Origin of the sequence: Leptolyngbya sp. FACHB-1624 (assembly GCF_047649235.1) — a bacterium.
GTDB lineage: Bacteria > Cyanobacteriota > Cyanobacteriia > Leptolyngbyales > Leptolyngbyaceae > Leptolyngbya > Leptolyngbya boryana.
In genome coordinates this window covers 4305872-4322209 of record NZ_CP180258.1, presented here as the reverse complement: position 1 = coordinate 4322209, position 16338 = coordinate 4305872, and the positions used below count along the sequence as shown (strand labels likewise).

General features: G+C 46.0%; 6 protein-coding genes and 1 pseudogene. All 7 read right to left on the bottom strand.

What is annotated here, in order from left to right; all coding sequences use genetic code 11:
• Window positions 1-26: 26 nt before the first annotated feature.
• The 7 genes and pseudogenes from ACMUEV_RS20505 to ACMUEV_RS20475 all read right to left on the bottom strand — a co-directional run bounded on the left by ACMUEV_RS20505 (window position 27) and on the right by ACMUEV_RS20475 (window position 16171).
• Complete coding sequence (locus ACMUEV_RS20505) at window positions 27-3563, bottom strand: filamentous hemagglutinin N-terminal domain-containing protein (protein ID WP_190652492.1); 3537 nt, start codon at window positions 3561-3563, stop codon at window positions 27-29.
• A gap of 241 nt (window positions 3564-3804) precedes the next feature.
• Entirely contained in the window at window positions 3805-7707 is a 3903-nt protein-coding gene (locus ACMUEV_RS20500; protein WP_199329639.1) for a filamentous hemagglutinin N-terminal domain-containing protein, read from the bottom strand.
• A 1934-nt stretch (window positions 7708-9641) separates the two neighbouring features.
• Window positions 9642-10346: pseudogene (locus tag ACMUEV_RS20495) on the bottom strand (filamentous hemagglutinin N-terminal domain-containing protein); the annotation flags it as partial.
• Window positions 10347-10395: 49 nt separating this feature from the next.
• Entirely contained in the window at window positions 10396-11064 is a 669-nt protein-coding gene (locus ACMUEV_RS20490; RefSeq protein WP_190652495.1) for a hypothetical protein, read from the bottom strand.
• Window positions 11057-13465: a CHASE2 domain-containing protein gene (locus tag ACMUEV_RS20485; protein WP_190652496.1), complete on the bottom strand. Its 2409-nt coding sequence runs from the start codon at window positions 13463-13465 to the stop codon at window positions 11057-11059. Before ACMUEV_RS20485 ends, ACMUEV_RS20490 begins: the two co-directional genes overlap by 8 nt.
• Window positions 13466-13551: 86 nt before the next feature.
• The gene (locus ACMUEV_RS20480; RefSeq protein WP_190652497.1) at window positions 13552-14808 is read right to left on the bottom strand and encodes a DUF1822 family protein; all 1257 of its coding nucleotides are present in this window, start codon (window positions 14806-14808) and stop codon (window positions 13552-13554) included.
• On the bottom strand, window positions 14801-16171 hold the full coding sequence (locus ACMUEV_RS20475; protein ID WP_199329640.1) for a hypothetical protein: 1371 nt from the start codon (window positions 16169-16171) through the stop codon (window positions 14801-14803). Before ACMUEV_RS20475 ends, ACMUEV_RS20480 begins: the two co-directional genes overlap by 8 nt.
• Window positions 16172-16338 lie beyond the last annotated feature (167 nt).

Genomic DNA, 16338 nt, shown 5'->3' with positions numbered 1-16338 from the left:
TTTCCGACGTTTCATTGAGGAGATCCTTATGATTTAGGGGTTGGGCAGGATGCGATAACGGGTGGAGTTGTTTCGGGAGTGTGGGCAACTAAAATGACTTTGCCATCGTGGGTTTTGACCCAGCTTTGGGCTTCGATGATGGGTGGAGAGGTGACTTTAGGGATGGTATTAGCTATCGATTGATTGGGTGGAGTACTTTCTAAAGTGGCAAGCGTGATGGGAATAGAAGTGCCAGGTAAAGAATCAATTGGATTGGGTGGGGCGCTTCCTTTCCCGCTAACGACAAAACGCCCTAAATTACTACCGCGTGGGCAGACCTGAGCGATTTGATTACTTGCATCTAAGATATCAACGGGAAGTTCTGTTACACCTCGAGTCGGTTGGACTTCGGGTTGTGCGATCGACACTGTTCCTTGCACTCCAAGTTGAGACGATGCTGTAATATCGCTTTCAGGAGTGACTTGCGATCTCGCTTGAATGCCGAAAATACCTTGAGTGCTGATCTGCACTGTTCCTCCCCTTCCGGTATAAGCATTCGCACTAATGTTACTGTTCTCCCTAGCAGGAGCAACGATAAATCCTTTAGCTGCATTAATCAAAATATTACCACCATCTCCTCCAGTACCTTCTAGCCCTGCGGTAGTAGAAATGCGGCTTCGTTCTCTTAAAATTAGCGCTTGGTTTACAGTAATATCGACATCACCTCCTCGACCCGACTTAGTTTCAGAGATAATCCTGCTTCGATCTGCAAGCCGCAAGATATCTGCTTCCACTCGAATATCGCCCGCTTCGCCTGTTGGAGTTGTGCTGTTTGCGAGAATACTTCCTCGATTTAGTAAAACAGACTGAGCTTTAATATCGATTGTTCCAGCATCGCCTCTTCCTAACGTCTCAACGGTAAGTAACCCATTATTTGAGATGGAGAGCGAACCAGTATCAATACTAATATTGCCTGCTTTACCGACGGCAGTATCTTCAATGCTGCTGTAAATCCCACTTGAATAGATGAAAACAATGCCGGGACGACTGGGAGCATCGGTATTCAATCTAAATCCATTGATCGCAATTTGATCGGCTTTGATCGAGACATTACCTGCATTTCCCTGTCCAAGTGTATTTGTAAGAATCTGTGCTCCATTCGTGATTGCAAGGCGACCTGTCTCGATCTGAATATCTCCCCCTTTTCCAACAGCTTCTCTTGTATTCAAGCTATTGATGATGCGACTACTGAGGGTTCCATCAGAGCGTTCCCCATCTAGAATAATGCGATCGCGAGCAATGATTTTGATGTCGCCTGAGTTGCCAGTTCCGCGAACTTTTGCATCGATTTGTCCTCCATTGGTGATTACCAATGACCCAGTGTTGATGTCAATTCTTCCGCTGTTTCCCTTTGCACCTTCGTACACTTCTGTAAAAATGGTGCTAGACCGAGCACCTTCAGGCGTATTTGGATCAGGAATGAATCCATTAATTAAAATGCGATCTTGCACCTTTAAGACAATATCTCCAGAATCACCTTCACTAAAAGTACTAGAGTCAATCTGTGCTCCATTAAAGAGAAAAAGTGAGTTCGCCGAGAGTTTTATAGTGCCGCTATTTCCAGTGCTTCCCGCCTCAGCACGATTAATCACGGAAGCATTGTTAAAACTAGCTTGATCGCGAATCTCGATCGTAATATCGCCAGCATTTCCTTTTCCACTAGTACCACTCCGGATCTGGGCACGATCAATCATCTCTAAAGTTCCAGTCTTCAAGGTAATATTTCCAGAGCGTGCATCTGTCATTGAGGCTGTTCCAGTCTGAATTGCACTGTTTCGAGAGAATTTATCTCTACCTCCTTGAATAAAAGTGCGATCGCGAACGTCAATGAAGATATCTCCAGCATTACCTGAGCTGAAAGCTTGCGTTGCAATAAACCCAAGGTTTTCCAAATTCAAAATATTTGCTTTGATATTCACCCTGCCGGAATCTCCTCGACCCTGAGTTTGTGAACCAATAACTGCATTATTTGTGATGTTGAGCGTATTTGTCTCAATGGTTGTTTCCCCACTATTACCAGAACGATCTGTGCCAACTCTGTTAACGATTCTTGCGGAATCAAGAAAGAGTTGATCTCTTGCTGTAATGCGAAGATCACCACTATTACCAGAGCCAGTTGTAATGGACTCGATCACAGCATCGTCCATCAACCGGAGTTGCTCTGTTGCAATCTGAATATCTGCCCCGCGACTTGAATTAGTAGAACTCTTAATGCGAGCTAGATTCTCTAATTCGATAGAATTTGTGGCGCTAATTTCAATTTTTCCAGGTGTTCCTCGCCCGACTTCGTTAGATTCGATAAAAGATTGATCCTCTAGCTTAAGTGATCCGGTTCGGACTTGAATTCCACCGCTATTTCCCTCTCCTGTCTCTGAAATATTGCTAGAGATACCTGATTCTGTACTGAGGTTAGCCTGATTTTTCAAATCAATAAAAATTCGCCCCGAATTGCCTTTACCTGCAATATTTGTGTTGATCCTTGAACGATCGCTCATAACTAGCGACTGAGCATTAATGCGAATATTACCGCTGTTTTCGACTTCCCCGGACAGGACATTGTTATTGATAACACTCCGTCCTGATAGCACAATATTTCCAGTTGCATCTAGCAGAATGTCCCCTGCTTGTCCTTGATCCGTTCCATTCGTAAAGCCGATTCTTGAAATTAAACTGCGGTTTGATAGATCAATATCGCGAGCATAGACTGATACACTTCCTTGGTTGTCTCCGACCGCTGCAACTTGAGCATTACTGAGTGAAATATCTCCCCTTGGCACATCAGCACTAGGAAGTAGGCGACCTTCAGCGTCAAATTTGATCGCCCCAATTCCTAGAATTGCAGCAAGATCGATATGCCCACCTGGGCTAAATATTGAAAGTCGATCGCCTTCTCTGCTTAATCGAATATTACCACCAGCAAGTGTAAGATTTTGACCTAGGCGCACTCCTAAAACGGCGCGATTCTCGAGTGTCCCTGGGTTGATCTGTGTAAATAGTAATGCAGAAGGTCGAACAGTTAGTAAGGCTGGAGTTTCAGGGACTGTTGCGCTAAACTCCCCTTGAGTGCCGAATTCAATTGAATTAGCTGTACTTCCAATAAATGATCCTCGTAAATCTAACTGAGCATTTTGACCAAATAGAATGCCGTTCGGATTCAGCAAAAATAGATTCGCCGTGCCATCGATTCCGAGTGTTCCATTAATCGTTGAGGCTGTCTTACCTGTGACGCGAGTGAGAATATTCTGAATTCCAGTCGGATTCGCGAAGTAAACTCGTGCACCCTCTCCAACATTAAAATCTCTGAAACTATGAAATAGATTTGATCCGCGAATCGCTCCGCCTTCAATCTGATCCCCACCACTCAAGCGAGGAGCAATGCTCGATCGCTCACTTCCTAAAGTTCCATCTGGAACAATCTGCGCCTGTGCTACCGCACCTGACAAGAGTAATACAGTACACAGAAATCCCTCTTTGAATCGATTAACAAGCCACTTGCGTCGCGATCGAGAATTATAGACGTTCATTCTAGAAACCTCTACTAAAAGCCAATCTTCACAGCCGAAACCTACGTTTGATTTTTTCACCTTTCGGCGCAAATTCATCATTTGCTTGCGTAAATTCACGGTAAGGGTTCCTAAATCTTGGCCTTAGGGACTTATGCAAATTGAAATCATAGTCGCTGATGCTCATCTTCCCACTCTCCCACTCCGCAAAATTAATGCAGTTGATGAGTAGAATTGGCAAGTTTTACTCACCTCTCAGTCATCAATGGGGACAAGCTGCAATCATCGGTGGAGTCGCTTCGGGAGTGTCAGCGACTAATATAACCTTGCCATCGGAAGTTTTGAGCCAGCCTTGAGCTTCAACAGTAGCTTCGCTTCTCGAAGGGTTCACAGGTGCAACTTGGGAAATTGGATACAAGATCGAGCGATTCGCTTGAATGCCTTCTAAACTCGCAAGCTGGCTCACAATTGGATTTCCAGCCAGGGAATTAATCGGATTCGGTGGTAAACTTCCTGCTCCACTTATCGTGAACTTTCCAAGTTTGGCTAATTCTGGATTTCGGGGACAAACTTGAGCAATTTGGTTACTAGCATCAAGAGTCGCACTTGGGAGCTCTAAAACTCCCTGAGTTGGCTGAACATTCGGTTGAGCGATCGTAATCTCCCCTTGCACCCCCAATTCAGAACTTGCAGTAATATCGCTTAGCTCAGTTTGTCGCGATCTCGCTTCAATCCCCAAAATTGTGTCAGCGCTAATCTTCACGGTTCCACCTCGCCCAGAAAAAGCATTTGCACGAATATCACTATTCTCTTGAGCTGGAGCCACAAGCGAAGGGGTATTAATCCGAATATTGCCCCCATTACCCCCTGCTAATTGTGTCCCTGCAGCGGTTGAAATCAAGCTGCCATTACGCAAGACTACTGCATTGCTGAACTGTAAAGTAATATCGCCCCCATTGGTACTGCCAGTTTCAGAAGAGATTGTGCTGCGATCGAGAATCAATGTCCCGCCGGAAATATCAATATTGCCCCCTTGCCCTGTGCCTTGGCTCCCTACAAAAATTCGAGCCCCCTCCTGGATCCGGATCAGATTCGGATCGATAAAAATACTGCCCCCTTGACCTGTTGAGCCAATGCCCGTATTAGCAAATAATCCACTGGTTGCGCCCTGGCTCAGGATTAAACTCTCAAGCGTTGCGGTTGGCTCTTTTGCAGCAATATATCGCTGAGTACGGGCAATGCGATCGCTGTAGTTGGGATCTGATCCGGAGAGTACAATTTTGTCAGTAACATTGAGACGAATGGTTCCAGCATCACCTGTGCGATTTGTGTTTGTGACAATTTGACCGCCGCTAAGTACAGTAAAATTTTGAGCGTCAATTTCAATATCTCCAGCACGACCTTCGCTGAGTGTGGCTGCATTAATGATCCCACTATTACTGATTTGCAGATCGCCTGTTGAAATTCTGATGTTACCTGCTGTTCCAACCGTTCCTTGATCCATGGCAGCTACAATCCCGCTAGGTGATCCAGTAACAGAACTATTCCCATCAATCCGAACTGCATTCGTTGCTTGAATCTTAATGTTGCCCCCGTTACCCCGCCCTGCTGGAAGTCCATCTGCGGCTCGAAATACAAACGCTTGAACTTGCCCCCCTTCAGACAGATTTAAATTTTGGGTTTGAAGCGCCAGATTTCCAGCATTTCCTCTACCGCCTGGGGAAACAATAGTCGAAATGATTCCATCTCGAAGCGTGATTTGATTTCCGGCTTGAATCGCAAGGTTGCCAGAATCACCAACCCCTGATGTGCCATTAAAAATTCCACTTCGGGAAGTGTCACCACTTGCCAAAGTTGCACGTCCTGTAATGTTAATCGAGTCTTTGACCTTAATTTGGATGTCTCCTGCTCGTCCTGTCCCTGCAGTGGATGCAAAGATTGCAGCACCATCGCGGATTGCTAATTGATCTGTCGTGAGTGAAATCTGACCCGCATTCCCCTGAGCGGCTGAACCAGTTGCAGAGATGATAGAGGTTGGAGCTTTGCGGTCTGGAGAAATACCCTGCAATAGAATACGATCGCGAACTCGTAAGGTAATATCTCCCGCATTGCCCTGACCACTCGTTTGCGTACTAATTCCTGAACCATCCTTAAGAACGAGCTCAAGTGCATCTAGGGAAATCGTGCCAGCACTCCCGATTCCCGATAAAAGGGAGCTTATGACTGAACCATTACTCAGTTCCACCGAACCTGCTACAATCCGGATTGTTCCCGCTTGCCCTTTGCCCGCTAGTTCAAGAGGTTCTGAAGCGAGGATACTATTACTGATTCGACCTTTATCTAGAATTAAGCGATCGCGAATTTGGAGGTCAATATTTCCGCCATTTCCGTCTCTCGAAGAAGCGGAATTAATCGCTCCAGAGAAGCTTGAATTGGGACGAGCCATCAGCAGTGCTCCCGACTGGATTGTAATGTTGCCCGCATTACCTCGTCCATTGGTCGTGCTACTGATGTCCGCGCCTTGGAAGAGGTTGAGTGATCCACTGCGGATAAAGATCTCTCCACCTTGTCCAACACCTGTTCTCCCAATTGAACTACTGATCTGAGATTGCTGTCCTTGTAGCGAAACAGTCCCCTGTGCCTCAATCGTGATATTGCCTGCATTGCCCTGTCCAAGGGTTGAGGTTGTAATAGCACCACCATTGACAAACGATAAAGTTCCAGTAGTAATGCGAACTTGACCTGCATTACCAATCGCCTCGGCTTCTGTTCGAGAAATCACTCCACTAGATATGAATCCCCCCGATTCTGAAGTCACTGCATCTTGAAATGTAATCTTCCCCGCATTGATGACTAAGTTCCCAGCATCTCCTTGTCCCTGTGTCCCTAGGAGGAGCTGAGCACCATTTGCAAAAGAGATTGTACCTGCTTGAATGTGAATATCTCCGCCCCGCCCAATGGCATTCTTACCTAAATCACTAGCAATGTAAGCTCTGCTATTCATCGAAATTGCATCGCGCGCATTAATCGTGATTTTGCCTGCATTTCCTTGCGTATCGTCAAGAACGCCGCTATCAATCCTGGCATTATCAGACAGCGTTAAAGTATTGGAGTTAATCGTAATGTCCCCGGAATTTCCGGTTCCTCCTTCGACAAAGCTGGTGACTAATCCAGATTGAAAGCCTTCCTGTCGGGATACTCCTGAGAAACTTACTCGATTTGCATCGATCGTAATTGCTCCATCAGTAGCAAGAATTCTACTTCCATCGGTTCCGAGCACTTCGTTAGCATGGATTGCTGCAATCCCGCTCTTGCCTTGAACACTGATACGGGCATCATTCAAGAACGATACGTTTGCCTTGACACCCGTTTCAGGATAGGTGAGTTGAAAGGCTGAGTTGAATCCAATCTCTCCGGCAGTCGTCAGGCCTCCAAGTTCTAATCGCCCGCCTTGGGCTGTGAGCCCGGTTCCTTGATTGTTGCCATCTATCTGAACGTCGCCACCGATGAGCAGTAGATTTTGCCCATCAGCAACCCGCAAACCAAACAAGTCTCTTCCGGTTGCATTTTGTCCAGCAGGTGAGATCGCTTGACTCGTAATTTGTCCTGAATTGAGTTGCGTAAACAGCAATGCCGATGGCTGGACAGTTAATAAGGCAGGGGGCTGTGGTGAGGTCGCACTAAAGGTTCCTTGATCCCCAAATCGAATCGCATTTGCAGTGGTTCCTAGAAATGTTCCTCGCAAATCGAGTCGTGCATTCTGTCCGAATAGAATACCATTCGGATTGAGTAGAAATAGGTTCGCAGTTCCATCGACTCCAAGTGTGCCATTGATGTCTGAGCGCGTGGTTCCCGTGACACGAGTGAGAATGTTTTGAATACTAGTCGGATTTTCAAAGTAAACGCGCTGCCCATTTCCGACATTAAAACTGCTGAAGCTATGGAACAGATTTCCGCCTCGAATTGTTCCGCCTGCAATTTGCTCCCCACCGCCAAGACGAGGAACAATTTGCGATCGCTCGCTCCCCAAAGTCCCATCGGGCAAAATCTGTGCCTGTGCTATCGAACTAGCGAGCAAGACTGCACTCGATAGCACAACGAATTTCGCCGAATGAGCAATCCCCTTCAGTCGCGATCGACATTGTCCGGTACATATAATAGACACTTCTACGACTCGTTTCATATCAGAACTCAACTCAGGTTCATTTTTTCATCTTTTGGCAGCAAAACTATCGATTGCTCACGCAAGTCTATGGTAAGAGCCTATCACTCCTACAATTGAAGACTTATGCAACTTGAAACCTACAGAGGACAAAGTTCCGAAGTTGAGCAATTGGAGTAGGTCGTAGGTGATTAATCGACCTTAATTCAGAAGCAATCTAGCTAATGAGGACAGGTTGCAATGCTTGGTAGAGCAGTTTCAGACGATTGAGCGATTAGAACAATCTTGCCGTCTGAGTTTTTGACCCAGCCTTGAGCTTCAATGATTTCAGGGACGGGTTGAGGCACTGTCTTGGCAATTGAGCGATTGACCGAAGGGTCTACTAGATTCGCAAGCGGTGTAGATATTGTTCCTGATAGCGAATCGATAGGATTTGGGGGCGCACTACCTCTTCCGCTGACCACGAATCGACTGACCGATCGACCGATTAATCCCCGCCGACAGACTTGAGCAATTTGACCACTCGCATCGATCAGATCAACAGGCAGTTCAAGCAATCCTTGTGCAGGTTGAACATCAGGCTGCGTAATCGAAATCTCTCCTTGCACACCTAACTCTGAGCTCGCTGTAATATCGCTTTGACCAATTGGGGCAGCAGCAGGTTCGATGCCAAATAGTCCTTGAGTGTTGATCGTCACGTTGCCGCCTCGACCTTGAAAAGCATTTGCCCGAATATCGCTATTTTCCTTGGGAACCGCGACGATCGCAGTCGCATCAATGCTAATATTTCCCCCCTGAGCAAGATTATTCGCACTGGCGTTAATTTGGCTCCCTCGACGGAGTACTAAAGTATCTAGACCTCGTAAACTAATCTCGGCTCCTGTACCTTGATTCAGTCCCGTTACTGCACTTAATCGACTTTGATCGACTAAAATCTGCTGAGCCGTAATATCGAGTCTACCAGCACTTCCAGTCGGACTGCTCACATTCAAACTCGATCGATTACTTAGCAAAACTGAATTGGCATTGACAAAGAGATCGCCAGCTGCACCGACTGGATTTGCATCTTTTGCGATCGCTTGGGCTGAAACCTCTGCACTATCTCGAATACTCAAACGATTCGTCGAAATTCTCAGTGTTCCAGCATCTCCAATACTATCAGTTTGCGCCGTGAGTAAACTCGGATTTATAAATGGAAGATTCTGAGAGACTCCAACAACCTCAACACTCTCTGAGGCATTTACGGTCAAAGCTCCTCCTCGTCCTGTCGCGCCATTAAACACTCTAGAAGACACTAACCCTCCGTCACGCAGACTAAACCGACGAGCATTGATGGTTAAGTTCCCAGCATTGCCTTGCGAAAAAGTTTCAGTTCTTAAAATACTAAAATAGGGGCGCGTATTCAGTTCAGTCCCAACCACTTCGACAGTATCCGCATTCACAGTTAAATTGCCTGCATCTCCAGTTGATTCTAAGGCTGAGTTTGCAATTACTCCACCTCGCCGAATGCTGAGTCGATTCGTATTGATGGTTAAATCTCCTGTTCGTCCTGCCCCCTTCGTAGAACTACCAAAGCCTGCTTGTCCCTCTGCGATTGTGCCAAAGACTTCAACCGAATCGATTGCATTGATCGTAATATCAGCCCCCCGCCCTGACCCTAAGGTTAAAGCTCGAAACGATCCACCCTCTCGAACACTCAGTGATCGTGCGTTCAAACTCAATTTTCCGGCATCAACCGAACCCTGCGTGACTGTATCGATCACACGATCGCCGATGATATCAATCCTATCTTGAGCATTGAGCGTAATACTACCGGGTTGAGTTTGACTTGAGACAAAGATTTGTGCCCAGTCAGGCCCAGAATCTCGCGCATCTAGCAACAGATTACGCCCTGTAAGAAGAATTTGACCACCATTACCCCCATCAATGCGCGATCTCGCTTGCAGGGTGATATCTGCCTGCCTGACATTTTGTGGATAACTCAGTTGAAAATCAGAACTTAGCCCGATTTCTCCAATACCTGACAATCCACCGACTTCAAGCCGTCCTCCTGGTGCAAAGACTCCACCATTTTCAAACAAGACATTTCCCCCGACTAGCAGCAACGACTGACCTTGATCTAATTCAAGTCCAGCAAAAGGTCTTGTCCGAACTGTGATAGCACCCTGTCCGACTTGAGTATAAAGTAGAGCCGAAGGAGCCACATTGAGCAATGCTGGAGCTTGCGGATTTGTTGCACTAAATTGACCGCGATCGCCAAATCGAATTGCATTTGCAGTACTCACCGTCAATGAACCGCGCAAATCGAGTCCTGCCCCTTGCGTAAACAGTACCCCATTGGGATTGAACAAAAATAGATTTGCTGCTCCTTCGACCCCCAATACTCCGGAGAGTGTTGAAGTATTTCCGCCTGTCACACGCGTGAAAATATTCTGAACGAAACTAGGATTCGCAAAATAAAGGCGCTGTCCAGGATTGATATTGAACTCGCTAAAGCTATGAAACAAATTTGTGCCGCGAATCGCTCCGCCTTGGATGCGATCTGGGGTTGTACCATTACTTGGGACAAACTGAGATCGTTCACTTCCTAAGGTCGTATCTGGAGCAATTTGAGCAAGAGCAGATCCGGATGAGAACAACATCATCAGGGTAGAAAGGATCCAGGTTAACCGCATCATCGTCAGTTCTGTACTATTTAGAATTTTTAGGGCACAAGTTTTTCAGGAATTCTTTTCGCTGTTCGATAAACTCTAGCGAGGGATTTTTGACCTCAGAAAGGAGTTGCACTGCATCTGACCAGAGTTGTCGATTCTCATCTAGTAAATAGGCGACCTTCGCTTGCACGATCGCTTCCGAAGAACTGCCTTTTGATGTCTGCTCGATTTCCTTTAACTTAGCTAGATGTTGTTCTCGCTCAGGTGTGCGAACTAGCGCTACCGCGTCCCACGTTTCGAGATCAGATGCGGATGGCTTTTCCTCCAAAATTTGCCATTTATACACTTTGTTCGGCTGCAACGGGGTCTGTCCGCCATAAGCAATTTGTCGTATCTTCGGATCAAGCTTCGTTGTCCAGACGATTTCGTTAGTGTCTTCATCTCGAACCGTTAGCTGCACTGCCTCTCCTTGCCAAAAGAACAAAGGCCGATCACTAATAACTCTAGGGGTTTTCTCCAGTAATCCCGGCGTGACAGGGCAAAGTCCAGTAGTACGAGTCGCCAGAGGAATTTTCGGTTGCCGTCTGAACCAAGCAAATATCTGAGCCGCAGCAGATTCAGTTGAGAAAAACTGCATGGTAATCGGAACACTTGCACTGACTAAAACTAGGCTAGATACGATTAAGAGTGATTGAAGTCTAAGCATAATTTCTCCTTTTCATTGCCGATAAACTATAGGTTAGAAACACCGAAGACGGTAATAACCAGGGGAGTAGCACCAAAGCTGAGATATAAACTTGCAGGACAATCAAGCTATATACCCCGATTAGTCCGACTAATGCAGCCGACACTTGCAAACGAGTCACCTGAGTCCATCGCCTCGATCTCCGACTGATTATTAGAGAGAGAGTCTTGCCAAAAATCACAGCCACTCCCACCATCCATAGATCAGGAATGGGGATTACTAGATGTTGATGCATCCAGTGATGGGTCATATAGGCCAAGGATTCGCCGCCTGTTAACCAATCTTGATTTGTGTAATATCTCATCGCTGTAGGAGCGAGAAAGCGATCAGGAGCCTTACCCATTCCTAAGCGATCGTCGCTACCGGAAGCAACTAAAGCAATTTGATTTGAGAGAAGTGGAAGTTTTGCACTTCCATCTAGTAGCTTTTGGGCAGGGATCAGTTGATAGACTGTGTTACGAGGCAGTGAGAAATCAATAATCGGATCTAACTCAAATGGACGTGCCCAGTTCAGTAGGGTTGGAATTTTACCCTGGGTGGGAGATTGTTGCTTTAGGGTTTCGAGCAGTTGGGTTCGCAAATCGAGAACGCGATCTCGGGTAGGTTTTGGCATTCTGTCCGCTTCATCTAATCCTGCCCGCACTAAGGCAAGTAAGTAGGACATGGGGCAAGTTGTCTGACAGCGTTGTTGAGGAGATTCGACAAAGTGCTGATCAGCTTGAACGTTACCGAGCATTGTCCAATTCTGGCTGGTAATCCCAATGTGTTCATTCACGCCAATCTCATTACTGCTATTCTCACCTTGGATTGCTGCAAAAATAATCCAAGTTCCTTTGTTCAATGCTTGCCGAACTGAGCGACCCAGGGTTGAATCGCCCTCGGCTGGTGTCTTTTGGGGCGCGTCTAGGAGAACGTCAAAACCAATAGCGCGAGCATTATTTTTTTGGAGTGCGTCGAGAATTCTAGCGAGATAGGTGCGATCGAGAGGTTTAAAGTCGCTGATTCCTGCTTTGTTTAGAGATTCTGTGTCTATCTGAATCAAAGCGACGGGAGGAACTTCTTCTAGTGGGATTTGAGCAGTGAGCGTTCGATAAACAGCTTGAGTGTAGAGCCTCCCATCTCGAAGAATATCTTGTACAGGAACAAGTAAACTAACAAAAATGCTTGTTGCTAATACGATCGCTTCGATACGAGTAGGTAAAAGCTGGCGAAATCGACCTTTCCAATGAACAGGTGCAAGTTGAAATAGCTTTGCTCCAGGGTGACAAAACAGAGAGGGGACGAGGGACGCTGAAGGATAGGTATGACTCTTTTCCATTCGGAGAAATTGCCGTGCAGCTAGAACAGAATCATAGACATCTAAGCTTTTGCCCAAACCTTGTAAGAAATGAACTAAAAAATCTTGGGCGACTCGATTGTGAATCGGTTCGCGCATGACGACAACTTGCCCAAAACCTAGATCAATTAACGAATCCGCAATACTCAACCCACTGCAAGAGTTAAAGATAGCAACTTGTAAGCCCCGCTTTTTCGCTGCCATGAGTTGGGGTTTGATTTCGTTAATTGAAATCGAGACACCGGGAGCGATTCCGAGTTCTCCACCAGTCAGTGCCGTTTCATTACTATGACCTGCGAAAAACAGCACATCCCAACCTTGCTCGTCTGAGATCGCGCTTGTAATGTCCTGAATCACTTGAGACGCAGTTTTATCTGGCTGCCAACCGACAAATTTGACTTCTGCGAGTTTTTTGAGCGATCGTACTGCTTCTCGATCTGCTTTGAAGTCCAGTCCGGTATCATCGCCTAGAATCGCTAGAATTCGTGCTCGTCCTGAACTGGGAAATTCTGATTGAATCGGTGCGCTGATGTTGAGAGGGGAGCGAATGATTTGAATTGCGCCTGTTGAAGCAAATTCTGTGCCTAACTCCCAAGCTTCCCAAGGAAAGCGATCGAGCGCAATGGGTGCACAGGTGAGAAAGAGTCGAATTGGTTCTGTGCTTTCTGGATTCGTTTTAATCAGTGTTTGGCTAGCAGAGGCAATGGTCGATCGAATATCGTAGAGTTCTGCGCTGCGAAGCCATCGATGAAATTCGTACATGAACTTCGTTTCAGCTCGGATGAGTTCGGCGTGCCAATCGACGTGAATCGTCGCAACGCCGCCGCCGACTGTTCGTCCTCGAAGCTGATCGGATTGATAGAAGTTGAGATAGGTCTGCCGCCAGTCTTGGTAGAGTTGAGTCAGTGCTTGAGGATAGCTGACCTGTACTGTTAGGCTTTGCCCATGTCCCCAAGACAACTCAAACAGACAGATCTGCTCAACTTTCTGAACTTTAAGATGAAAAGTGTGGATGTTTGGTTTCATCGGAGTGAACTGAATGCTATAGAGAGTAGTTCTGGGTAACTTGAACTCATGCATAGATCTTGGAGTTTAGAGCGCACATCCCTTCTTCACGTCGATTCATCAATTTCAAAACCAAAAGGAGGAATCTCAAACACATCGGTTTGATTCGCGGTAATTGTGACTCGGAATTTCTCATCCCAATTGCCGATCACCTGCGCGTATAGGACGCTCTGAGCGTTTTCGTCTAATGCTTGCTCAAATAAGAGTGATGTCTCATCTCGAATTGATAATCTTAGATTTGCAGGCATTCTTGCCTCCGGTTCTGCACCTAATGCAATCAGGAGCATCCATTCGGATAATTGTTCTGAAACAATCCAGGTGACTGCATAAAGTCGAAAGCTTTCTTGTGCTGTATGCAAGGTTCGATAAGCTCCTCTAGCCGTTGTAGGAATGTGAACGCCTTGCAGTTCTAATGTCGCTCGAATACTGTCAAAGTCTTCTCTTAGCGATCGTAAAGCTAAGGTTCCAGGAAGTAACATCCAACCGAGTCCTTGCGAGATCGCGTCAATCTGATTACTTAACCATAGTCTCGTATTAATTGAAGGTTGCTGAGGTTGAGAGTAAATTGACTGAACTAATATAGGATCACCTAAGAGAGTTAAGCCTTCTTCAGCCGTTAGTACATCCCAAGGGGTTTGATTTGGTAGATTTAAGGTTACTAATTTTTCTCGGAGTGCAACGGTTGATTGGGCAGGCTCTAAAATCGGAAGCCGAATGGCAGTTGGCTCCAAACATCGAAGATTGAGTAACAATGAATTTGCGTCAAGATTGAACCAATCTAGGGGCAGCGAATATGTCCAATCTGAACTTGCTTCAAGCCGATTGATATTTTCTTGAATGTGGTTATAAGTCAGAAATCCTGAAATTGCGACTTGATCTTCTTCGTCTAATACTTGGACTAACACATAAAAGTGAGCAACAAAATCGGGGTGATCAATTGCTGCGATCGAGACTTTAATCTGATCCTCGATCAAACTTCCAACCGGAATTATGCAGACTTTAAATGCGCCAACCTGGATATTACAGGCTTCAGACATCAGATTTGGATAGCCTGTCTGCCAGATTGAAGCTTGATCAAATCGAGTGGTGAGATCGGGAGATCGCTCACTCAGCCATTGCTCGAAGCCAAGCGTTCCCAATGCAGAAAGATAAGTCTGCCAGCGTAGTTCACGAGTGCGAACTGTGTTACTGAGTTGTGCAGCTTTTTGCACTTGATCAGGGGATACTTCGATCTGCGCGGGATTGAGCGCATCCCAATCTGGGAGATCAAATTCATCTAAAAGTGAATTATGCCAGTTAGACATAGCTAGACTTCCTCGAAGCGAGATAATGACAGAGACGACGGGCGAGTAAACTACGAAAAGGTTGATTCCGAATAGGAGACTGTGCCTCGCTTTCAGCTTCTTCAATCACGCTTGAAAGTTGCTCATCTAAAATTGAATCTACTTTTTGTTCTAATTGTTGTAAGCGATCGACGGCTGCATAGAGTTTTGCTTTATCGATCACGAGATTGCGTAAATCAGACAGCGATCGCTGACGAATATCTGCTCTTAAATCTGCAAGTTTGAGTAAACGTGTGACTTCATATTGTTTTTTGAGTCCCACTTGGGGCGCAATCTCGCTCATTGATCGCCCTTGACAGTGGAAGAGATGTAATGCGGTTAAGAAAGCTTCTTCAGGTTTACGTTTGCGTCGAAGTGTTTCTAGAACAGTTGGAATGACTTGTGCAATTGCGCGATCAAGAGAGGTCAAAAATTGAGCTTGATAAAATCTGAGAAAATCTAGAACTTCATCTTCTTCGCAAGGAGACTGAATCTGATCGACAATGGGTCGCATCTCTGGCTGATCGAGCGAAACTGCTTCAACCGCGCCCCCTCTTGCTAAAATCCGAGCGCGGCGAAGCTTGCTGGCAATCGCATTGAGTTGATTCAAAATGACTTCAGAATTGACTCTTTTCTGAGTGCGATCGTATAGTTCCGCTGCAATTCGGTTGAGCTGTTCTGTCGTTGGGGGTTGACAGAGTTGCCTTGCTCCTGAGAGCTTTTGTTTGAGCCGATCTTCTCGATAGACTGCATGATAACTCTGGAGCAGTTCTACACTATACTGTACCTCAGTTTCTAAGAACTGATAGCCTTCGTTGAGAATCTGCTGAAGCTGTTTCGCTCTTGTGTCATTTAAAATTGCCCAATCACTTGCAATATAAACGCCATGCTCTAGTAGGAATCGCTTGAGTTCGGAATGCTGCTTGACTTGTAAGCTTACCCAGGTTCCCAGTGCTGCTTTCGCAGGATCAAACGAGTGTAAGATCGTCTTCCATAGCGATCGAACATCTGGTTTTTGCGATCGTCCATCATCATCGAGAACAAACGGCAATAGATCAGAGTAAGTGAACCCATTGCGAGTGCCGAATTTGAGGCTGAGATTCCGGCAAGCCTGATCGACTTGATACGAAATAAAACATCTGAGACAGAGTTCTGCGAGAGTTTCTCCAGACTGGAATTGCAGCCATAATTCCCGTTGGATGGTTGTGTCTGGCACTTCTGCCTGTTCCATCCAATTCGGAAACTGTTCATAGAGGTAGTTTTTTGCACTGGTCATAATTTCAACCCGTCGCCTGCCCGCTGAATCTAACTTCACGAGTTGCCAGTAGTTCGATCCGAAACTCACAGTTTTTTACCCTACTTCAAGCTGACCGTCTTTTATTCTTTCATTTCCCCTAATGAAAGTCACGATCTTTTTCCGTATTATTACGTAATTAACTGTGAGTTTGCTTGTTCTACGGCTATTTGGGCTATATTTCTGACCTCAATCGACTGATGCAATTTCGCTCAAGA

Bases quoted from the DNA above. Each gene is read 5' to 3' on its own strand.
- ACMUEV_RS20505 (WP_190652492.1), bottom strand. From the start codon at position 3,563: ATGAACGTCTATAATTCTCGATCGCGACGCAAGTGGCTTGTTAATCGA.
- ACMUEV_RS20490 (WP_190652495.1), bottom strand. From the start codon at position 11,064: ATGCTTAGACTTCAATCACTCTTAATCGTATCTAGCCTAGTTTTAGTC.
- ACMUEV_RS20485 (WP_190652496.1), bottom strand. From the start codon at position 13,465: ATGAAACCAAACATCCACACTTTTCATCTTAAAGTTCAGAAAGTTGAG.
- ACMUEV_RS20480 (WP_190652497.1), bottom strand. From the start codon at position 14,808: ATGTCTAACTGGCATAATTCACTTTTAGATGAATTTGATCTCCCAGAT.